A 21,595-nucleotide genomic window follows, 5' to 3' on the forward strand; every position below is an offset into this window, starting at 1 on the left:
CGCCGGTGCGCGCTGGGGCGGGAGGAACGGTTGACACTCACCCGATGACTTCGGACATCCGGACAGTCGGGCCGGTGGAACTCAGGCTGTGGACACCGCCGCGGAGGAGGACGGGAACCAGGGCCTTGCTCTTCCCGGGACGCGTCCACCGCATCCGACGGCTCGGACCTGAACGCGTCAGACGACGGTCTCCTCGGTCGGGTCGCTCTGCTGCGCGACGGGCTTCCCCGAGTTCACGGGGGTACGGATCGCGAGAGGGGCCACCGCGGCGACGAAGCAGCCGACGGCGGTGATCCAGAACGCTTCCTGATAGGCGCCCAAGGTGGGCAGCGGCAGGCCCTCGATCGTGTCACCGGCCAGCACGGAGCCGAGGACGGCCGTCCCCACAGCGCCGCCTACCGTGCGGAACACCGCGTTCATGCCGTTGGCGATGCCGCTCTGCTCGATCGGGACAGCGGAATTGATGGCGGCCGGCATGGCCGTGTAAGCGAGGCCGACGCCGAAACCGAACACCGCGGAGGCGAGATAGAGGTCGACCGGATGCCCGTTCAGCACGGCGAGGAAGGCCATCGCGACCGCTGCGAGCAGTCCGCCCAGTGAGAGGGGGATCCGCGGCCCCCGCGAGGCGACCAGCTTGGCGCCGACCGGGGCGGCCGTCATGCTGCCGATGGCGGACGGCAGCAGCATCACGCCGGCGTGCAGGACGTTCGCGCTGAACCCGTAGTGCGCGATCTTCTCCGGCGTCTGGGCGAAGTTGCTGATCACCATGAAGCACCCGTACATGCCGAACCCGATCACCGCACCCGCCACGTTGGTGACGGCCACGACGGGACTCACGAGCATCCGGATGCTCACCAGGGGGTGCTGCACGTTCATCTCGATGACGACCCACACGGCCGCGATCACCACGGCCGCGATGAAGAGGCCGACGATCCGGCCGGAGCCCCAGCCCCAGGCGTTGCCCTTGCTGACCGCGAGCAGCAGGGCGCAGAGCCAGCCGGCCAGGGTGAGGGCGCCCAGCGGGTCCACCTTGGCGGCCTGATCGGAGCCCTGGTCCTTGGGGACGCCCACCACGCACCAGGCGATGGCGACGAGGCTGACGAGCAGTCCGGCCCAGAAGACCGACTTGTAGCTCCACTGCTCCATGAGCAGACCGGTGACCACCAGGCCGAGGGCGCTGCCGATGCCCATCGCGGCGCTGACCGCCCCGATGCCGCCCGGGATCTTCCGCGGCGGAAGCTGGTTGCGCACCACGCTGATGGCCAGCGGGAGGACACCGCCGCCGGCGCCCTGCAGCACGCGGGCCACCACGAGCCAGGTGAACGACTCGGTGGTCACCGCGAGCACCGAGCCCAGCACCAGGCCGCCGAGCGAGACCAGCAGCATCGGCTTGCGGCCGTAGAGGTCCCCGAAGCGGCCCAGCAGCGGGGTGAGGACCGCGGCCGCGAGCAGGTTGGCGGTCATCAGCCAGGCGACCGTGCCACCGGAGACGTGCACGGCCGTCGCGAGGGCGGGGAGGATCGGCACCACCGCGGTCTGCACCATGCTGAAGGCCAGCATGGACAGCACCAGCGCCGGAAGGATCTGTCCGCGGTCGGACGCCTCGGGCGGCGTGGCTGCGTCGTGATTCGGATTCATACTCACTGCTTCTGTCGAAGGATGGCCGGGGAGAGGGGGGTCACGGCTGCGTCGCTACGGACTCCCTGGCCAGCACCTCACCGAGGTACTGCGCCAGGGCGACGGCGGAGGGGTGGTCGAAGGTGAGGGTGGCCGGCAGCCGCAGGCCGGCCGCGGTGGACAGCCGGCTGGTCAGTTCCAGCGCGGTCAGCGAGTCCAGGCCGAGCTCCCAGAACTCCCGCTCGGGCTCGACGGCGTCCGCCGAGGCGTACCCCATCGCCGCGGCGATCTGCTCCCGGACGAACGCGAGGAGCGCGGCAGGCCGTTCCGCCTCCGGCAGCGCCGTCGTCCGGTCCCGGAGCGAGACGCGAGGCGCCGTCCCGGGCCGTGCCACCCCGGCCGGCGCCAGCCCGGCCAGTACCTTGGCCAGGCCACCGGACCGGGTGCGCAGCGCCTTGGCGTCGAGCGCGGCGGGCACGAGTACCGGCTCGTCGCAGGTCAGGGCGGCGTCGAACAGCTCGATGCCGCGCTCCGCGGACAGCGGCGCCAGACCGGACCGGGCCATGCGGGCGATGTCGACGTCCGACAGGCTCGCCGCGAGACCCGCGTCGGGGTTCCACAGACCCCAGGCCAGTGAGACGGCGGGCAGTCCGAGCGCCCTGCGCTGGTGTGCCAGCGCGTCGAGGACGCAGTTCGCCGCGGAGTAGTTCGCCTGTCCCGCGCCCCCGAGCATGCCGATGACCGAGGAGAAGAGGATGAACGCCGACAGGTCATCTCCCCTGGTGAGCTCATGGAGATTCAGCGCCGCCGTGCTCTTGGCCCGCAGGACCCGTCGCAGCCGCTTGGGCGTCAGCCCCGTGACGGTCCCGTCGTCGAGGACCCCCGCCGTGTGCACGACGGCGCCCAGCGGAGCGTCCTTCCGCAGCCGCGCCAGTGCCTCGGCCAGTGCCGGGCGGTCGGCCACGTCGCAGGCCAGGACGGACACCTCGGCGCCGAGTGCGCCCAGTTCGGACACCAGGCCGGCGGCGCCGGGCGCCGCCGGGCCGCGCCGGCTCAGCAGCGCCAGCCTCCGTACGCCGTGCCGCCGCACCAGGTGGCGGGCGAGCAGGCTGCCGAGCATGCCGGTTCCGCCGGTGATGAGCACGGTGCGGTCCGGCGTCCAGGGTCCGCTGCCCGCCGTGGCCGGGGGCCGCCTGCCGCGGACCGCCGCCAGACGCGGTTCCCGGACGGCACCGGAGCGGACGGCCGTCTGCGGCTCGCCGGACCGGATCGCGCCGACCAGCTGGTCCACCTCGCCCTCCCCCGGTTCGATGTCGACCAGGACGAACCGCCCGGGGTGCTCCGTCTGGGCACTGCGGATCAGGCCCCAGACGGCCGCGCCCGCCGGGTCGGACACTTCCTCGTCCGCGCGGGTGGGGACCGCGCCCGATGTGACGAGCACCAGCCGGGTGGCGGCCAGCCGTTCGTCGGTCAGCCATTCCTGGACCAGCCTGAGCGCCCGCCGACTCGCCGCGGCGACCGCCTCGTCGACCGTGTCCTTCTCTCCCGCGCAGGTGACGACGACTGCCTCGGGCGGCGGCTCGGGGGCCCCCACCAGGCTGTCGAGAGCCAGCAGGTCCGGGCAGACGTCCAGCGGTATCCCGGCGCTCTTGAACATCCCGGTCAGGCCGAGGTGGTCGCTGCCCAAAAACGCCCACCGGCCGTCCGGCCCGCCGGCGACCGCCGGGGCCGTGACGGGCGGCCACTCCAGCCGGTACAGCTCCCCCTGCCGCTCCCCGAGCGCCCGGCCGAGGTTCTCCGGCGTGGTCCGCTTCAGCAGCAGTGACTCGACCGATGCCACCGGGCGGCCCTCGCCGTCCGCGAGGGCGAGGGACACCGACAGCTCGCCCGACCTGCCCTCCTCGCGCAACGGAGTCGCACGGACCCGCAGGCGCCGCCCGCTCGGTGCGTACGTCTCGATCCCTTGCCAGGTGAAGGGCAGGGCGGGGTCCGACTTCCGCTCCGGCGCCAGGACCGCGTGCAGCGCCGCGTCGAGGAGAACCGGGTGGAGCAGGAAGCCATGGGCCTCCTCCACCTCGTCGCCGGGGAGTTCGACGTCGGCGAGGAGCTCGTCCCCGAGCCGCCACAGGGCACGCAGTCCGCGAAACCCGCTGCCGTACCGCAGGCCGCGTTCGGCCAGCCGCTCATAGACACCGGCGAGTTCCACCTCGACGGCCCCGGCGGGCGGCCAGCTCTGCTTCGGCGCCGGGACGGCGGCCGGGCGCCCGGCGTCCCTCGCCTCCAGCTGGCCGGTCGCATGCAGGGTCCACTCCCCGCGGGACGCGTCCTGCGGCCGTGCGTGCACGGTGAAGGCGCGGCGGCCGTCCGCCCGCGCACCGCCGACACTCACCCGTACGTCGAGCGCGGCCCCCTCGTGCAGAGCCATGGGCGCTTTGAGCACCAGCTCGCCGACCCGGCCGCCACCCGCCTCCACGGCGGCGTGCACGGCCCACTCCGCGAACACCGCGCCCGGGACCAGGACCGTGCCGAGCACGACGTGGTCGGCCAGCCAGGGGTGGGTGTCCAGCGACAGCCTGGCGGTGTAGACGACGCCCTCGGCGGCGGGCAGTTCGACCGCCGCTCCGAGCAGCGGATGGTCCGCCCCTTCGAGGCCGGCGTCGCCGAGGTCGGTGCCGCTGCGGGCCGGTGCGGTCAGCCAGTAGGACTGCCGGTCGAAGGCGTACGTCGGCAACGCGACGGCGCGCCCCCCGGTCCGGGACAGCCCGGCCGCCCAGTCGACGGCCGCCCCCTGGACGTACAGCGCGGCGAGCGCGGCGAGGAACGTCCGCTCCGCGGGCCGGTCGCGGCGGGCGGCGGCCGCCACCACGCCCGTCGGGGCCGCCGTCAGGCAGCGCCTCGCCATCGACGACAGCACCCCGTCGGGACCGACTTCGAGGAACTTGGTGACTCCCGCCGCCTCCAGCGCCCTGATGCCGTCCAGGAACCGCACGGGCTGCCGCGCGTGCCGGACCCAGTACCCGGCGGAGCACAGCGTCGTCTCCTCGACCGGCCGACCGGTCAGGTTGGAGACGACGGGCAGGGTCGGCGGACGATATTCGAGGCCCTCGGCGATCCGGGCGAACTCGTCCAGCATCGGCTCCACCTCGGCGGAGTGGAAGGCGTGGCTCACGGCCAGCCGCTTGGCCCGACGGCCGCGCCGCCGCCACTCCGCGGTGACGCGTTCCACCGCGTCCACGTCGCCCGCGACGACCGTCGCATCCGGGCCGTTGAGCGCCGCGACGTCCAGCCGGGCACCGTGCTCCGCGATCCACTCGGTGACCTCGTGCTCGGCCGCCTCCAGCGACACCATCGCCCCGCCGTCCGGCAGCCCGCCCATCAGCCGTGCCCGGCTCGCCACGAGGAGACAGGCATCCGGCATCGACAGGACTCCGGCCACATGCGCGGCTGCGATCTCACCGACGGAATGGCCCAGCACGGCGTCCGGGGAGACACCCCAGTGCTCGAGCAGGCGGAACATCGCCACTTCGAAGGCGAACAGGACCGGCTGGGTCCACTCGGTGCGGTTCACGAGCGCCGCTTCCCCGTCCGCCTCGTCGGCGAACATCACCTCGCGGAGCGGCTGTCCGAGGTGGGGGTCCAGATGCGCGCAGACCTCGTCCAGGGCCTGGGCGAAGGCGGGGTACGCCGCGTACAGGTCGCGGCCCATTCCCGGGTACTGGCTGCCCTGGCCGGTGAAGAGGAAGGCGACCCGGCCGGGGGTCGACGCGCCCTGGATCACGTTCCCGGCGAGAGCACCGTGGGCCAGGGCCTCCAGACCGAGGCCGAGCTCGGCACGGTCCGCCGCGAGCACCACGGCCCGGTGTTCGAACGTCGATCGGGTGGCCGCCGCGCTGTAGCCGAGGTGCACCAAAGCGACGTCCGTGGCCGCCACGTGGGCGCGGAGCGCGTCCGCCTGAGCGCCCAGCGCGGTCGCGCTCCGGGCCGTCAACGGCACCGGCACCGGCCCCCTCGTCGGCTCCGGGGCCGGGTCGTCGGTGCCGTAGTCCGGCGCTTCCTCGATCACCACGTGGGCATTGGTGCCGCTGATGCCGAAGGACGACACGCCGGCCCGTCGGGGGCCTTCGGCCCGCTCCCAGGGCCTCGCCTCCCGCAGCAGCCGTACGTCTCCCGCGGACCAGTCGACGTGGGAGGTGGGGCGGTCGCTGTGCAGCGAGCGCGGCATGACGCCGTGCCGCATCGCCATGACCATCTTGATGACGCCGCCCACGCCGGCCGCGGCCTGGGAGTGGCCGGTGTTGGACTTCAGCGAGCCCAGCCACAGCGGACGCCCCGCGGGACGGTCCTGCCCGTACGTGGCCAGCAGCGCGCCGGCCTCGATGGGATCGCCCAGGACGGTGCCGGTGCCGTGCGCCTCCACGACGTCGACCTGACCCGGGGTGAGCCGGGCCGCGTCCAGCGCGTCCCGGACGACCCGCTCCTGCGCGGGACCGTTCGGTGCCGTCAGCCCGTTGCTCGCGCCGTCCTGGTTCGTCGCCGTGCCCCGTACCACGGCGAGCACGCGGTGGCCGCGGCGGCGGGCCTCGGAGAGCCGTTCCAGCAGCAGCACGCCGGCGCCCTCGCCCCATCCCGTGCCGTCCGCGTCGGCGGAGAAGGCCTTGCACCGGCCGTCGGGCGACAGGCCGCGCTGGCGGCTGAACTCCAGGAACATGCCGGGCGTCGCCATCACGGTCACCCCGCCGGCCAGGGCCATCGAGCACTCACCGCGCCGCAGGGCATGGACGGCCAGGTGGAGCGCGACCAGCGAGGACGAGCAGGCGGTGTCGACCGTGACCGCCGGCCCCTCCAGGCCGAAGGTGTAGGAGAGCCGGCCGGACAGCACGCTCGGGCTCGAACCCGTGAGCAGATAGCCCTCCAGGTCCTCCGGTGCCTCACCGAGCGGCGGTCCGTACCCGGAGGGCATCGCGCCGATGAAGACGCCCGTGCGCGTGCCGCGCAGCGTCTCGGGGACGATGCCGGCCCGTTCGAACGCCTCCCAGCCGATCTCCAGCAGGATGCGCTGCTGGGGATCCATGCCCAGCGCCTCACGCGGGCTGATGCCGAAGAACGCCGCGTCGAACCGGGCCGCGTCGTGCAGGAAGCCACCGGCGCGCGCGTACGTGGTCCTCCGGTGCTCCGGTGAGGGGTGGTACAGGCCCTCGACGTCCCAGCCGCGGTCGGCCGGGAAGTCACCGACGGCGTCCTCGCCCTCCGCCACGAGACGCCACAGGTCCTCCGGGGAGGCCACCGAGCCGGGATAGCGGCAGGCCATGCCGACGATCACGACCGGGTCGTCCTCGGCCGCCGGGGCGGCCGTCGTGGCGGCCGCGCTGTCGGCGGACGACGACAGCAGCTGCCGGATCCTGCGGGCCAGCGCGAGCGGCGTCGGGTGGTCGTAGACCGTGCTGACGGGCAGCTTGAGGCCGGTGGCCTCGACGAGCCGCTGGCGCAGCCGGACGGAGCCGAGGGAGTCGAACCCCAGGTCGCGGAAGGCCAGCAGGCCGTCGATCGCCTCGGGGTCGTCGTGTCCGAGCAGCAGAGCGGCGTGCCGGCGGACGAGGTCCAGCGCGTCCTGCTCGCCGAGCGGACCCGGCCGCGGCCGCTCGGCGGTCTGCTGCTCCCTCTCCGGCGCCGCTTCGGCGGCGACGGCCGGGGGAGCGGCGGGGGCGGGCGTGCCGGGGGCGGCCAGCCAGTGCCGACGGCGCTGGAACGGATAGCCGGGCAGCTTGACCCGGCGGGCGCCGGTCCCGGCGTACCCCTTCGACCAGTCGACCGGGACGCCGTGCACATAGGCCTCGGCGGCAGAGCGAAGGAAGCGCCCGACGCCGCCCTCACCCCGCTGCAGGGTCCCGACGACGGCGACTTCCACGGATGCGTCGGGGGACACCCGCGCCGCGTCCTCGATGGTGTCCAGCATCCCGGCCACCAACACCGGATGCGGGCTCACCTCGATGAAAACGGTGTGGCCCGAGTCCAGCAGCGCCCTGGTCGCGCGCTCGAACTGCACGGCCCCGCGCAGGTTCCGGTACCAGTACCCGGCGTCCAGGCGGCGCGTGTCCAGCGACCCGCCGTCGGTGCTGGAGTAGAACGGGATGTCCGAACGACGGGGCGAGACGTCCTTCACCGCGTCGAGCACCTCGTCGCGGATGGCACCGACCTGAGGCGAGTGCGATGCGTAGTCGATCAGGATCAGGCGGCTGCGCACCCCGTCCCGCTCGCAGGCCTCGGCCAGTGCGGCCAGCGCCTCGGGAGATCCGCCGACGGCCGTCGAGCGGGGGCTGTTGACCACCGCCACGGACAGTTCGTCCGAAGAGCGCTCCAGATAGGGCAGGACGCGGTCGGCCGGCAGTGCCACGGACAGCAGCCCGCCGGTCCCGGCGATCCTGGCGATGGCCCTGCTGCGCAGGGCGACCGCGCGGGCGGCTTCCTCCAGGGTCAGGGCGCCGCAGACGTAGGCGGCGGCCAGTTCACCCTGGGAGTGGCCCACGACGGCGTCGGGTTCGACGCCGTGCGCGCGCCAGACAGCGGCCAGCGAGACCATGACCGTGAACAGCAGGGGCTGGACGACCTCCACGTCGTCCAGCCCGGGCGCTCCGGGGGTGCCACGCAGCACGTCGGCCGGGGACCAGTCGACGTACGGGGCCAGCGCCCGTCCGCACGCCTCCAGTTCGTCCCGGAAGGCCTGGGAGCTCTCCAGCAGGCCGAGGGCCATGCCGGCCCATTGCGACCCCTGGCCGGGGAAGACGAACACGACCTTGGCCGGGTGCCGCGCGACGCCGCGCGCCGTGGTGACCCCCGCCTGACCTGTCGCGAGCGCGTCGAGCGCCGCGCCGAACTCGGCACGGTCGCCCGCGACGACCACCGCCCGGTGGTCCATCGCCGTGCGCGTCGTGGCCAGCGAGCGGCCCACGTCCTCGGGCCTCAGATCCGGGAAGCGGGCCAACTGCCCGGCGAGGTCGCGTGCCTTGGCCTCCAGCGCCGGCCGGCTCTTGGCGCTGAGCGGCCAGGCCATGGCCTTTGGTGCCGGCGCCGTCCGAGGCGCGTCCCGCTCGGTGGCCTCGGGGGCCGGGCCGAGGACCACGTGACAGTTGGTCCCGCCGATGCCGAAGGAGCTGACTCCGGCCAGCCGCCGCTGGTGGGGGCGCGGCCAGGGGCCGCGGTCGCGCTGGACCTCGAGGTCCGCCTCGCCCTGGAGCGGGCGGGGCCCGGGCGACGCGTAGTTCAGGCTCCCGGGTATCTCGCCGTATCTGATGCTCAGGGCGGCCTTCAGCAGTCCGACGGCGCCGGCCGCGCCCTCCAGGTGCCCCACGTTGGTCTTCGCCGAGCCCACGAGCAGGGGGACGCCGGGCTCCCGCGATCCGGCGAACACCGAGGCGAGGGCGGACGCCTCCAGCTCGTCGCCGCGTGCGGTGCCGGTCCCGTGCAGCTCGACGTACTGGATTTCGCCGGGCCGGACCTGTGCGCGGCGCTGGGCCGCTTCGATGACCGCGCTCTGGGCCGCCGGGTTGGGCACGCCGACGGCCTCGCCCCGGCCGTCGTTGTTGACCGCGCTGCCGAGGATCAGGCAGAGGACGTCGTCGCCGTCGGCGACCGCCCGGGACAGCGGCTTGAGGGCGAACACCACGCCGCCCTCGCCGCGGACGAACCCGTTGGCCCGGGAGTCGAACGCATAGCACCGGCCGTCGGGTGAGAGCACCCCGAACCGGTCCGCGCGCAGCGCCGACTCCTGCACCAGGTTGAGATGCACCCCGCCCGCGAGCGCGAGGTCGCACTCGCCGGAGCGCAGGCTCTCGCAGGCCATGTGGACGGCGACCAGCGAGGAGGACTGGCCCGAGTCGATGGTGAGGCTGGGGCCCGTCAGCCCGAAAAGATGCGAGACCCGGTTGGCGATCATGCCGCGCTGCAGCCCCGTGAAGGAGTGCCGCGTGATGCTGTCCGCCCCGTACTGGTTCAGCAGCGCGTCGTAGTCACCGGCGATGGCGCCGAAGAAGACTCCGGCAGTGCTGTCCTGCCCGCCCGGCGCGGACATGCCGGCGTCCTCGACGGCCTCCCAGCTCAGCTCCAGCATCAACCGCTGCTGCGGGTCCATCGACGCGGCCTCCCGCGGCGAGATGCCGAAGAAGCCCGCGTCGAAGTCGCCGACGCCGGCCACGAATCCACCCCGGCCGACGCCGCCGGGCTGCGGCGCGGACGAGCCGCCCGCGGGTCGGCGGTCGGAGGGCACCTCGGTGATGGCGTCCCGTCCCTCGGTGAGCAGCTCCCAGAAGCTGGTCGGCCCAGCTGCCCCGGGCAGCCGGCAGGCCACGCCGACGACGGCGATCGGTTCGCTCCGGGGACTCTGCGCGGGACGTCCGGTGGATTCGGGCTGGCTGGTCATCGCTCTCACCTAGGTGTGTGATTACTGGTTGCCGGCGAGTGGGGGCAGTGCTAGTCGCCAGGTGTCGCTTCGGCGTCCACGGCGAACGTCAGCACCTTGGTGATCACGGTGCTGTCGCCCAGGATCCGGCGGTGTCCGAGCCCTTCCGTCAACAGGAACTGGGCCCGGTCGCCGTACGCGGCGGCGATGCGGCGGCCCTGCTCCACGCCGACCTCGCGGTCGTTCAGGTCGTGCACCACGAGAACCGGCTGCTCGATCTCCTCCGGGCGGTGCACGGGCGAGAAGGCGCTCCACGGGTCCGTCTCGGACGCGAAGAGCAGCTCACTGCGGCGCCGCAGCTCCCGCGCGTACCCCGCACGCAGGCCCAGCTGCTTGCAGAACGTGCTCGGCAGGGACGCGAACTCGCCCACGGAGCCGATGGACACCAGCCGGCCGGCCTTGATGCCGCGCCGCACCGCCAGGTATCCCGTGGTGCCGCCGAACGAGTGCCCGATGATCGCGCGGAAGGGCCCGTAGCGGTCCTGCAACTGCCGCAGCACGGCCAGGTGGTCCAGGATCGTGACGCCCTTGCCCTCGGAGTCACCGTGGCCGAAGGCGTCGTACGCCAGCGCGGTGACGCCGAGCTGCTGGAGCCCGTGGACGAATCCGGCGAAGTTGGCCGCCCGGCCGCCGAAGCCGTGGATGAGCAGCACGGGATTGCCACCCTCGCCCCAGCGGTAGGTCGCCACCTTCTTGCCGTCCACGGTGATCTTCTCGACCACGGCCTGGTCGTGGATCGGCTGCTGGGCGCCGCGCACCTTGTCGCGCGCGACGGGCTCGCAGAACAGCCGCCACACGTGACCGCCGAGCAGCCGGGGCGAGACGTACGAGGCGGCGTTCAGCACCCTGCGCACGGCAGTGAAGGACGAACTCATCAAATCACCTGGAATTCCTGCCGGCGGCCAGCGGGCGGCCGGCGTCGAGGAAACAGCCGGCCCCGAAGCGGGGGCGGCCGGATCACGCCTAATTGACCATGCGACGCTGCCCCTGCCAGTACCTGTCTCGCAGCTCTCGGCGGAGGATCTTGCCGCTGGGGTTCCGGGGAAGCGCGTCGATGAACTCGTATCCCGTGGGGATCTTGAAGTCCGCGATCCTCCCCTTCAGCGACATCATCAGCTCCCGCGGCGTCGCGGTCGTCCCGGGACGCGTGACCACGAACGCCCGAACCGCCTCCCCCCACCGCTCGTCGGGCACGCCGACCACGGCGGCCTCCAGGACCGCCTCGTGCTTGGTCAGTGCGTTCTCGATCTCGGCCGGGTAGACGTTCTCCCCCCCGACGATGATCGTGTCCTTGATCCGGTCACAGACGAACAGATACCCCTCTTCGTCGAGGTAGCCGGCATCGCCCGTCATGATCCAGCCATCCACCAGGGTGCTCGCGGTGGCTTCGGACAGCCCCCAGTACTCGACCATGTGCGCGGGCGTGCGCAGGCACACCTCGCCCACGGAGCGTCCCTCGAGACGGTTGCCGTCACGGTCCACGATCCTGACCTCGAAGCCGGGGTACGGCCGGCCGGCCGCCTGCATCCGCGGGCCGCCGACGACGTGCTCGTGGGGAGGCAGGCACACCGCGGTGTTGCCCGTCTCGGTGAGCCCGTAGATCTGCGCGAAGTCACAGCCGATCCGTTCCACGGCCTGCTCCAGGAGCCGCTCGGAGATCGGTGAACCGCCGTAGACCACCTTGCGCAGGGACGCGAAGTCCTCGTTGGTCGCGTCCGGCTCGCTGAGCAGCATCTGCAGCATCGAGGGCACTACGCACGCCGTGGTGATGCCGAGCTCACGGATCCGCCGTACCGCCTCACCGCTGATGAACATCCGCATGGCGACGTTGGTGATGCCGGCGTTGAAGCCCTGGGTGGCCCACCACAGCCCGCCGACGTGGAAGCCGGGGATGCCGATGAGGCTCACGTCGCCTTCCCGCCAGTCGATCCAGGACAGTCCCTCGGACGCCAGCGCGTCCCGCACCTTGAAGAAGCTGCGGTGGGCGAGCACGACTCCCTTGGGCAGCCCGGTCGTTCCGCTGGTGTACAGCTGTGCGACCGGGTCGTCCTCGTGCGCGGACCGGTCCGGATCCGTGTCCGGGTGACCGGCGGCCCAGCCGAGGATGCCCGCGCCCGCGTCGCCCTCGCGGTCCACGACGACGACCTGGACCCGGTGGGCCAGTGACGTGATCGCCTTCTCGGCGAGCGCGCGGAACTCCTCCTCCACGAAGAGGAGTTCCGTCCGGGAATCCCGCAGGATGTGGTCCACCTCACCGACGGTCAGTCGCCAGTTGATGGGCACCAGGACCGTTCCGGTCTTGGCGCAGGCGAAGAGCACCTCGTAGTAGTGCTCCGACTCCTTGCCGAGATAGCCGATCCTGGCGTGATCCGACACTCCGGCCGCACACAGCGCGTGCGCCACGCGGTTGCTGCGCCGGCGCAGCTCGCCGTACGTGACGGTCCGTCCCTCGCACAGCACGGCCGGGTGGTCCGGGCGGCGCCCGGCGTGGAAGGCCACGCTCGCGTCGAGCGTCCGCAGGTTCGGAAAGTACATCGCTGCTCCTCGCTTGCTCGTTGCCGGACTTCGCGGCGCTGCCGGGTCAGTTCCAGATGTTGTCGTCGGGCCAGTGGCGGCGTCCCCGGGCCGCCGTGCCGCGCGGCGCGGGCCGGGGCTCCAGGTCCTCTCCCCCTTCCATCAGCACGTGCGCGTTGGTGCCGGTGAAGCCGAACGAACTCACCCCCGCCATCGGGGACTCGGCCACGGGCCACGGCACGGCCGTGCGGGGCAGCCGGAGGCCGGTGCGGTCCCACGGCACCGCCGGGTCAGGGACGTCGATCCCCGGCTGCGGCGGGATGACCCGGTGCCGCAGGGCGAGCGCGGTCTTGATCAGCCCGGCGGCCCCGGAGGCCGTCTCCAGGTAACCGAGGTTGGCCTTGGCCGAGCCCAGGTACAGCGGCGGCGCCTCGCCCGTGGCACGCCGGTACGTCTCGGCGATCGCCTCCGCCTCGATCACCCCGCCCAGCTTCGAGCCGTTGGCCTGTGCCTCGATGTACTGCACCTGATGCGGATCGACGGCGGCGTCCCGCAGCGCCTGCGCCATCACCCGGCGCTGCGCCACGGACGAGACGGCCGCCATCGCCGGCCGGTCCCCGTGCTGGTAGACGCTGCTGCCCTTGATCAGCGCGTACGGCCGGTCGCCGGCGGCCTGCGCGTCACGCTCGCGCTTGAGCACGAGCACCCCGCAGCCCTCGCCCCGGACATGGCCGTCCGCCTCGCTGTCGAAGGGACGGCTGCGTCCGGTGGGCGAGAGCATCCCCGCCCGCTCGAAGACGCCCGCCGTGAAGGGCGCGAGCGTCAGGTGGCAGGCGCCGACGATCGCGACGTCGCACTCGCCGCGGCGCAGCGCCGACGTGGCCAGGTGGGCGGCGGTCAGGGCGGAGGAGCACGCGGTGTCGATGGTGAGCACCGGACCGTTGAGGCCGAGCCCGGTGGCGACCCGGGCGGCCGTCGCGCTGAGCGCCCCACCGGTGCCCATGTACGGGGAGAGCCCCTCGACGCCCAGGCCGTTGCGGAGCGCGGCGAAGCTGTACTCCACCGTGCTCACCCCGGCGAAGACGCCCACCCGGGTCTCCGCCCGGTCGAACGCCGCCGCGTCCTCCAGCGCCTCGGCGGCACAGGTCAGCAGCAGCCGCTGCTGCGGGTCCATGAACCGCGCCTCCTCGTCCGGGATGCCGAAGCGCTCGGCGTCGAAGAGGTCGACGGCGTCGAGATAGGCGCCCTGGGCGAGCAGGTCGGCCAGCGGCGCCAGGTCCGGCGCCGCCACGTTCCACCGGGGACGCCCGGTGGAGTCCTTCGGGACACCACCCCGCTCGGTGAGGACGCTGCGGCCCGTGCGCAGCGCCTCCCAGTACTGCTGAGGGCCGTCGATGCCGCCGGGGAACCGGCACGCCATGCCGACGACGGCGATCCGCTCGGTCTCCTGCCGACGCTGCCGCGCCAGCAGGAGCACCAGCTGTGACTTGGAGAGCCCCTGCAACGACTCGATGTAGTCCTTCAACGGGTCACAGCTCCATCAGCGCGGCGAGCTCGGCGTCGGCCTCGGCGTCGGTGAGCGCCGCCACATCGTCATCGCCCGCGGGCCGCTCGTCCTCGGCCGCCGTCTGCGGTACGAGCTGCCGCTCCAGGTACTCGGTGAGCAGACCGATCGACGGGTGGTCGAAGACGATCGCGGAGGACAGCGGCACCTGGAGGGCCGCTTCGAGGCTGTTCTTCAGTTCCACCGCGCTGAGCGAGTCCAGGCCCAGTTCGAGGAACTTCGCGTTGACGCCGACGTCGTCGGGCCCCTCGAAGTGGAGCAGCCCCGCGATCCGGGCACGGACCAGCTCGTTGACGCGGGAGATCCGTTCGGACTTCGGCAGGGCGCGCAGCGCGTCCAGGTCGACGGTGCGGACACCGGCGCCGCCGGCTCCGGCCACCTCACGGTAGAAGGCGTTGGCCGCCGGGCGGCCCGAGACGAAGCGATCCCAGTCGAACTCGCCGATCATCAGGTGCGCGGCGGGCTTCCCGAGCGCCTTGAACATCGAGCGGGTGCCGTCGGCGGGCTTGAGGAACCTCATGCCCTGCGACTCGATGCTGCGGACCAGCTGCTCGCTCAGCTCCGCGGCCATGCCCACCTCGGCCCAGGGGCCCCAGCCGATGCTCAGGCCCGGCAGGTCCTGCGCTCCGCGCCACTGCATGAGCGCGTCGATGAACGCGTTGCCCGCCGCGTAGTTGCCCTGCGCGGTCGACCCGACCACCGAGGCGATCGAGGAGAAGCCGACGAAGAACGGCTCGTCCGGAAGGCCGCGCAGCGCCTCGTGCAGGTGCCAGGTTCCGTAGACCTTGGGCTGGAAGACCTTGTCGATGCTCTCCCAGGAGAGGGAGGAGATCGGCATGTCGGCGAGGACGCCGGCCGTGTGCAGGACGCCGCCCAGCGGGTGCGCCCCGTCCGCCACGAAGTCGACGAGCCGCTGGACGTCACCGGCCGAGGCCACATCGCACCGCAGCGTGCGGACGTGCACGCCCTCGCCCAGCTCGGCGGCGAGCGCCGCGGCGTCCGCCTCCGGGACGGCCCGCCGGCCGACCAGGACGAGGTCCCGGGCACCGAGGTCGACGAGCTTCTGCGCCATCACCAGCCCCAGGGCGCCCATGCCGCCGGTGATCACGTACGAGCGGTCGGCCGTGATGGTGACCGGCCGCTCCCGGAAGCCGTCCTCCTGTTCGAAGCTGATCACCAGTTTGCCGACGTTGGCTCCGCGGCTGAGGACCGCGAACGCCTCCTCGATCTCGTCCAGGGTGTAGGCGGTCGTCGGGAGCGGCCGCACCGCGGCCTCGGAGAGCAGCCCGGCCACCGTCTGGAGGATGCCCTTGTTGACCTTCTGCAGCTCCTCCTCGTCGAACTCGCTGAGATCGAAGTTGTGGTACTCCACGTCCGGCCGTGCCGCACGTGCCTGCTCGGCCGACCAGATGCCGATCTTGCCGAGCTCCACGAACCGGCCGCCCTCGCCGAGCGCCTTCATGCCGGCCGTGATGTAGTCCTTGTTCAGGCTGTTCAGGACGATGTCGACGCCGTTGCCGCCGGTGACCTCCAGAACCTGGTCGGCGAACTCCAGGGTGCGCGAGTTGAAGACGTGCTCGATGCCCTGGGCGCGCAGCAGCTCCTGCTTGCGCGGGCTGGCGGTGGCGATGATCTCGGCGCCCGCGAGCTTGGCCAGCTGCACCGCGGCCTGGCCCACGCCGCCGGCCGCCGCGTGGATGAGGACCGTGTCGCCCTGCTTGATGCCGGCCAGGTCGTGCAGCGCGTAGTAGGCGGTGACATAGGCGGTGGCCAGTCCGGCCGCCTCGGCGAAGCCGATGTTGGCGGGCTTGCGCACCGCCATCGCCGACGGCACGGTGACGCGCCGCTTCATGCAGCCGAGATGGCTGAGCAGCACTTCCTCGCCGGGGCGGAACTCGGCGTCCGGGCCGGCCGCGACCACCGTGCCGGCGCCCTCGAAGCCGAGGTCGAGCGGCTGGTACTCGGTGCCGCTCTCCTCCGCGTGGGCCTTGAGCAGCCCGAGCACGTTGAGCACGTCCTTGAAGTTCAGGCCCGCCGCGTGCACCTGGACCTGGATCTGGTCGCCCTCGGGCGCCACATCCTCGATGGGTACCGGCCGGACGTTGGAGAACTCCCCGAACTCGGTGATGGCGAGCTCGAAGTTGGCGTCATGCGTACCGGCCGGGTCGGCGCGGTAGATCCGGCGCACATGCCGGTTGCCGTCGCGGAAGGCCACCTGGTACTCGTCCGGCTCGGTGGTCAGCAGCTCGTCGGCGAGGGCCTTGCTGTCGCCGCCGACGGGAAGGTCGATCAGGGTGGGCTGGTAGGCGGGGTACTCGTTCCACAGCGTGAGACCGAAGCCCCACAGGGTCGCGGCGGGCGACACCTCCGAGGCGCGGCCTGGCCGGCCGGGGAGGTCACCGGGCAGCCGCTGGGCTCCCTCGGTGACCAGCCACAGCCGCTGGTCGCGTCCGAACGCCGCCTTCTCGAGCGCCGCCAGGAGGTCCAGCAGCGCGCGGTAGTTGGCCTCGCACTCGGACCGCAGGCGCTCGGCGTCGACCGGGCCCGGGGTGGTCCGCCAGAACCAGCAGACGTCGGTGGGCCGCTCGCCCAGCAGTGTGGCGGCCGTCTTCGTGTCCGGCGCGAACGTCAGCGAGGCGCCGCTCGCGACGAGGTGTTCGCGTACGGACTCGAAGGCGGCCTCGTCCCGGCCGACCACCAGGATGCGCCGCTCGCCCCCGCCACCCTGGCGGACCAAGGAGCGCTTCACCCAGCGCGGCTCGTGGAACAGCTGCCGGCGCGGGGCGCCCGCGGCCGCGGTGACCTTCTTCAGCCGGAAGCCGTGCACGACGAACACCGGCCGGCCGTGCTCCGTCAGGAGCATGTCGGCGGTCATCTCGCCGTCGGCGTTCTCCTCGCTGGTCAGCCGCACATGGCTGACCAGCTCGTCGCTCTTGGGCTTCTTCAGCAGCTGGAAGCGGCCGAAGCCGACCGGCAGATAGGTGTTGCCGTTGTCCAGCACCCCGGCCAGCGACTGGGTGACGTTGTCGAGCACCACCGGCGGCAGGTGCTCCAGCGCGTGCGCCGCCCGGCCGCGCAGCCGGGCGACGGAGACGCTGTCGCCCTGGCGCGCGATGTGCTCGATGCGCTGGAACTCCGGCCCGTACTCGAGCCCGAGGTCGGCGAACTCCGCGTACAGGTCGTCAGGGCGGCGGGGCGTCGACGGATGGCCCTCGGCCGCCGCCTTCTCCTCCAGCTCCGCCGCGACCTCCCGCAGCTTCGGAAGCAGGGTGTACTCCACCCCGATCCGGGCGGTGACATGGCTGCGCTCGATGGCGTTGTCGGCTGTCCGGCTGAGGATCTCGACCTCGGCGCCGCCGCCGGGAAGCTCCCGCGACCGCGTACGGAGCTCGGTGCGCTGCTCGTCCGAGAGGATCAGCGGCTCGTGGATCGCCACGTCCTCCAGGAGGCGGCCGCTCTCGCCGTACACCGCGTCCTGCAGGGCGAGCAGGATCTCGACGTAACCGGCGCCGGGGAACACCGTCTGTCCCATGATGACGTGATCGACCAGGTACGACGGCTGGTCGGGACCGATCTCGGCGGAGAACTCGCGTATCCCCTCCTGGAGTTGCTCGGCGGTGCTCACCTCGGCGCCGAGCAGCGGGTGGTGCGCCCGGGAGGCGTCGACCACGCGCTTCTTGGAGTGCCGGTCGCCGGTGATGGGCAGCCAGTACCGCTTGGTGTCGAAGGCGTACGTCGGCAGCGCGGTGCGCCGTCCGCCGCGCCCCTGGTGGTAGCCCTTCCAGTCGATCCGCAGCCCGGCGGCGTAGCACTCGGCCACCGAGGCCCGGATGACCGAGGCGTCCGCGTCGCCCTTCGCCGAGCTCCGCAGCCAGAGATGCTCCTTGGCGTCCAGGATGCGCTTGCCCAGTCCGAGGAGGGTCGCCGAGGGGCCCACCTCGATGAAGACGTGTCGGCCGCGGGCGCCGATGGCGGCCATGCCCGCCTGGAAGTCGACGGGCTCCGCGATGTGCCGCACCCAGTAGTCGGGGGAGGACATCTCGGCGACGTCGGCGACGCTGCCGGAGATGTTGGAGATCAGGGTGAACTCGGGTTCCCGGAAGGTGATGTCCTGGATCTCCTCGCGGAAGGCCTCGAAGACCTCGGCCATCAGCGGCGAGTGGAAGGCGTGCGACACCGCGAGCCGCCTGGTACGCAGACCGCGCTCCTCGAGCCGGCCGGTGATGGCCGCGACGGAGTCCGCACCGCCGGAGACAACGCAGTGACCGGGCGCGTTGAAGGCCCCGAAGGTGACGTCCTCGTAGGCCTCCAGGAGGGGAGCGACCTCGTTCTCCGCGGCCTCCACGGCGACCATCGCGCCGGGCGCGGTCACGGACTGCATCAGCCGGGCCCTGGCCGCGACCAGCCGGACCCCGTCCTCCAGCGTGAGGAGTCCGGCCACGGTCGCCGCGACCACCTCGCCGATGCTGTGGCCGATCAGGACGCTCGGCCGGACGCCCCAGCTCAGCCAGAGCTGTGCGGTGGCGTACTCCAGGGCGAACAGCGCGGGCTGGGTGAAGCAGGTCTGGTCGATCGCCTCCGGATCCTCGGCGTCACCGAGGACCAGCGCCTTGACGGACCGCCCGATACGCGTCTCGAAGAGCCGGTCGCAGGTGTCCAGGTGTTCCCGGAACACCGGGTAGGCGTCGTAGAGCGGCCTGCCCATGCCCGCGTACTGAGAGCCCTGGCCGGTGAAGAGGAAGGCGGTCCTGCTCAGGTCGGGGCCGGCGGTGGGGGTGCTGCCGAGCAGCGCGGACAGCTCTTCGGTGTCGCGCACCACGCCCACCAGCCGGCTGCCGAAGTGGGCGCGGGCCACGTTGCTGGTGTAGCAGACATCGGCCAGGTCCAGGTCCGGGTGCGCGGCGAGGTGCGCGCGGTACCGCTCCGTCTGGAGCGCCAGCGCCTTCTCGTTCTTCGCCGAGAGAGTGAAGACGTGCCCCCCGTCGGTCACCGACGGTTCGGCGGGGGTGTAGACGGGGGCCTGTTCCAGGACGGCACACGCGATGGTGCCCGCGAAGCCGAAGGAGTTGACGATGGCGCGGCGGGTGTCCGCCTTCCATGGCCGGCCCTCGACCGGCACCTCGACGCAGTAGTCGTGCCACGGGATGTGCTCCGAGGGCGCCGCCATGTTCAAGTGCGGGAAGATCCGCCCGCCGTGCAGTTGCAGCGCCGCCTTGATCACACCGCCGATGCCGGCCGCCGCTTCCATGTGGCCGACGTTGGTCTTCAGCGAGCCGACGACGATCGGCTCCGCCTTCGAGTGCGACGTGGCGAAGACGGACTGGATGGCTCCCATCTCGATGGGATCACCCAGCGAGGTGCCGGTGCCGTGCGCCTCGACGTACTGGATGTCCGCGGGATCCAGCACCGCGTTGTCGAGCGCGGCGCGGATGACCATCTCCTGAGCGGAGCCGTTGGGCACGGTCAGGCCGCCGCTCTCGCCGTCCTGGCGCACGGCGGAACCGCGGACCAGCGCCAGCACGCGGTCGCCGTCGCGCTTGGCGTCCGTGAGCCGCTTGAGCACGACCATGCCACAGCCCTCGCTGCGGCTGTAACCGTCGGCGGAGGAGTCGAAGGTCTTGCACTCGCCGTCGACGGAGAGCATGTTCGCCTGCGAGAAGACGATGTGGTTGCGCGGGTGGTGGATCACGTTCACGCCGCCGGCGAGCGCGATGTCGCACTCTCCGCGGCGCAGGCCCTCGGCGGCCAGGTGCAGGGTCACCAGGGAGGCGGAGCAGGCGGTGTCCACGGCCATGCTCGGTCCTCGCCAGCCGAGGAAGTACGAGATCCGGCCGGGTACGGCGGAGTGCGCCGTGCCGGTGCCTATGTTGGCGTCCAGCTCCTCGTATGCGAGGGCGTCCGCCTCGATCGTGTAGTCGACGGTGGAGACGCCGACGTACACGCCGCCGTTGCTGTCCCGCAGGCTGTGCGGGTCGATGCCCGCTTCTTCCAGGGCTTCCCACGCCGTCTCCAGCGCGATCCGCTGCTGCGGATCGATGTACTGCGCTTCCTTCGGGGAGATGTTGAAGAACTGCGGGTCGAACCGGTCCACCCGGTCGAGGAATCCGCCGGCGAACGTGCGGATCTTCCCCTTCACATCCTGACCGCCCGAGGAGAAGCCCTCCACGTCCCAGCGGTCCTCGGGGATCGGCCCCGTGCCCGACCGGCCCTGCTCGAGGAATTCGGCGAAGCCCGGCAGCGTGGAGTTCCCGCCGGGGAACCGCATCCCGACGCCCACGATCGCGATGGGCTCGTGCTTCTCGAGCAGCAACTCCCGGAGCACGCGCCGTTGTTCCTCGAGTGCCTCGCGGGCAGCGTCCAGTTCTTCCTGCACGCCTGGGCGCCGATTCGACATGGTGGTCCTCCGCTCCAGAGGCAGCGCGCGCCCCCCGGAATAGTTCGTTGGTCAGGCCAGGTGTGCGTTCAGTCTTGGTACAGGTCGTTCAGCAGGTCGGTGACCAGCGCCTTGCGGCCGGCCGGCACGGTGCCGGCGGCCTTTTCCTCCGATGCCGTCGACTCCCCGGTCAGCTTCGGGAGGATCTCGTTCTGCAGGTATTCCACGAGGCGGCCCAGGGTCGGTACCGCGAAGAGCACGCCCGTGTCGATGGCACAGCCGAGCTGTGCCTCCAGACGCTGCTTGATCTCGGTGACACGCAGCGAGGTCAGGCCCAGGTCGAAGTAGTTCTGGTCCAGCGGAACGTCTTCGCCCTCGGACATCAGCAGCGCGGTCCGGAGCTCGGTGCGCGCCAGCTCCTCGACCCGGGAACGCCGCTCGGGCCGGGAAAGGGCGCGCAGCTGCTCAACCAGTGGCGTGGTCGTCGTCATGAGTGCCTCAGGATCGATTCTGGTCACTGACCGGGTTGGTGATGGCTATGCGGACTTCGCCGTGGCAGTTGCCGCCGTTCTCGTCCCAGTAACGGCAGGAGGTCTGCGCGACCAGCAGCGCCTCGTGCAGGTCGTCCCCCTCCCATTCGGCGAGATCGAGGATCTCGATCTCGCCGGCGAACTTCCCACCGCGCATCGCACGCCGGAAGGCGCTGCGGAAATCGGTGATGAGGAAGTCGGCGAGCTGACGCGACCAGTAGTCGGCCATGCTCCAGGAGGACAGCGGCTCCAGGAGCCGCTCCTTGACCGCCTTGGCGATCACGTAATACATCATCTGGTTGTAACAGATGTTGAATTCGACCGAGTTGAAATGCCCGGTGTCGTCGATGTAGCAGGACTCGGGGATCTCGAACTCGCAGGACGCCGACACCCGTCCCGCCTCTCCGGCGCGGTCGGTCAGCTTCACCACCGCGGACTTGAGGTACTGGCAGTTGAGCCGGTACGGCTTCAGCACCTGCTCGAGCAGCTCCTCGTCGGTGGCGAACTCGGTCACCGGCGTCGACGGCTGGGACAGGGTCGGCATC

At 72.1% G+C, this 21,595-nt stretch carries 8 protein-coding genes; all 8 read right to left on the bottom strand.

Translation table 11 applies throughout. The features are described 5' to 3' along the window. Positions 1-177: 177 nt before the first annotated feature. The gene (locus ACH5A8_RS10980) at positions 178-1,638 is read right to left on the bottom strand and encodes an MFS transporter (RefSeq protein WP_399000330.1); all 1,461 of its coding nucleotides are present in this window, start codon (positions 1,636-1,638) and stop codon (positions 178-180) included. Positions 1,639-1,678: 40 nt separating this feature from the next. Further along, positions 1,679-10,030: a type I polyketide synthase gene (locus tag ACH5A8_RS10985; RefSeq protein ID WP_399000332.1), complete on the bottom strand. Its 8,352-nt coding sequence runs from the start codon at positions 10,028-10,030 to the stop codon at positions 1,679-1,681. Positions 10,031-10,080: 50 nt separating this feature from the next. Continuing rightward, complete coding sequence (locus tag ACH5A8_RS10990; RefSeq protein WP_399000334.1) at positions 10,081-10,944, bottom strand: alpha/beta hydrolase; 864 nt, start codon at positions 10,942-10,944, stop codon at positions 10,081-10,083. 88 nt (positions 10,945-11,032) lie between these two features. Then, positions 11,033-12,604, bottom strand: coding sequence for a fatty acid--CoA ligase (locus ACH5A8_RS10995; RefSeq protein ID WP_399000335.1), 1,572 nt, complete (start codon positions 12,602-12,604; stop codon positions 11,033-11,035). A 46-nt stretch (positions 12,605-12,650) separates the two neighbouring features. Beyond that, positions 12,651-14,108 (bottom strand): polyketide synthase, encoded by a 1,458-nt coding sequence (locus ACH5A8_RS11000; protein WP_399000337.1) that lies wholly within the window; start codon positions 14,106-14,108, stop codon positions 12,651-12,653. A gap of 4 nt (positions 14,109-14,112) precedes the next feature. Further along, complete coding sequence (locus tag ACH5A8_RS11005) at positions 14,113-20,541, bottom strand: SDR family NAD(P)-dependent oxidoreductase (RefSeq protein WP_399000339.1); 6,429 nt, start codon at positions 20,539-20,541, stop codon at positions 14,113-14,115. A gap of 68 nt (positions 20,542-20,609) precedes the next feature. Further along, positions 20,610-21,011: an acyl carrier protein gene (locus tag ACH5A8_RS11010; RefSeq protein WP_399000342.1), complete on the bottom strand. Its 402-nt coding sequence runs from the start codon at positions 21,009-21,011 to the stop codon at positions 20,610-20,612. A 7-nt stretch (positions 21,012-21,018) separates the two neighbouring features. Then, positions 21,019-21,594 (bottom strand): FcoT family thioesterase, encoded by a 576-nt coding sequence (locus tag ACH5A8_RS11015; protein WP_399000344.1) that lies wholly within the window; start codon positions 21,592-21,594, stop codon positions 21,019-21,021. Position 21,595 lies beyond the last annotated feature (1 nt).

This window comes from Streptomyces sp. NPDC018610, from assembly GCF_044391765.1.
In the GTDB taxonomy this organism is placed as follows: Bacteria; Actinomycetota; Actinomycetes; order Streptomycetales; family Streptomycetaceae; genus Streptomyces.

Excerpts from the sequence above, each read along its gene's own strand:
- ACH5A8_RS10980 (WP_399000330.1), bottom strand. The coding sequence starts at position 1,638 with ATGAATCCGAATCACGACGCAGCCACGCCGCCCGAGGCGTCCGACCGC.
- ACH5A8_RS10985 (WP_399000332.1), bottom strand. The coding sequence starts at position 10,030 with ATGACCAGCCAGCCCGAATCCACCGGACGTCCCGCGCAGAGTCCCCGG.
- ACH5A8_RS10990 (WP_399000334.1), bottom strand. The coding sequence starts at position 10,944 with ATGAGTTCGTCCTTCACTGCCGTGCGCAGGGTGCTGAACGCCGCCTCG.
- ACH5A8_RS10995 (WP_399000335.1), bottom strand. The coding sequence starts at position 12,604 with ATGTACTTTCCGAACCTGCGGACGCTCGACGCGAGCGTGGCCTTCCAC.
- ACH5A8_RS11005 (WP_399000339.1), bottom strand. The coding sequence starts at position 20,541 with ATGTCGAATCGGCGCCCAGGCGTGCAGGAAGAACTGGACGCTGCCCGC.
- ACH5A8_RS11010 (WP_399000342.1), bottom strand. The coding sequence starts at position 21,011 with ATGACGACGACCACGCCACTGGTTGAGCAGCTGCGCGCCCTTTCCCGG.
- ACH5A8_RS11015 (WP_399000344.1), bottom strand. The coding sequence starts at position 21,594 with ATGCCGACCCTGTCCCAGCCGTCGACGCCGGTGACCGAGTTCGCCACC.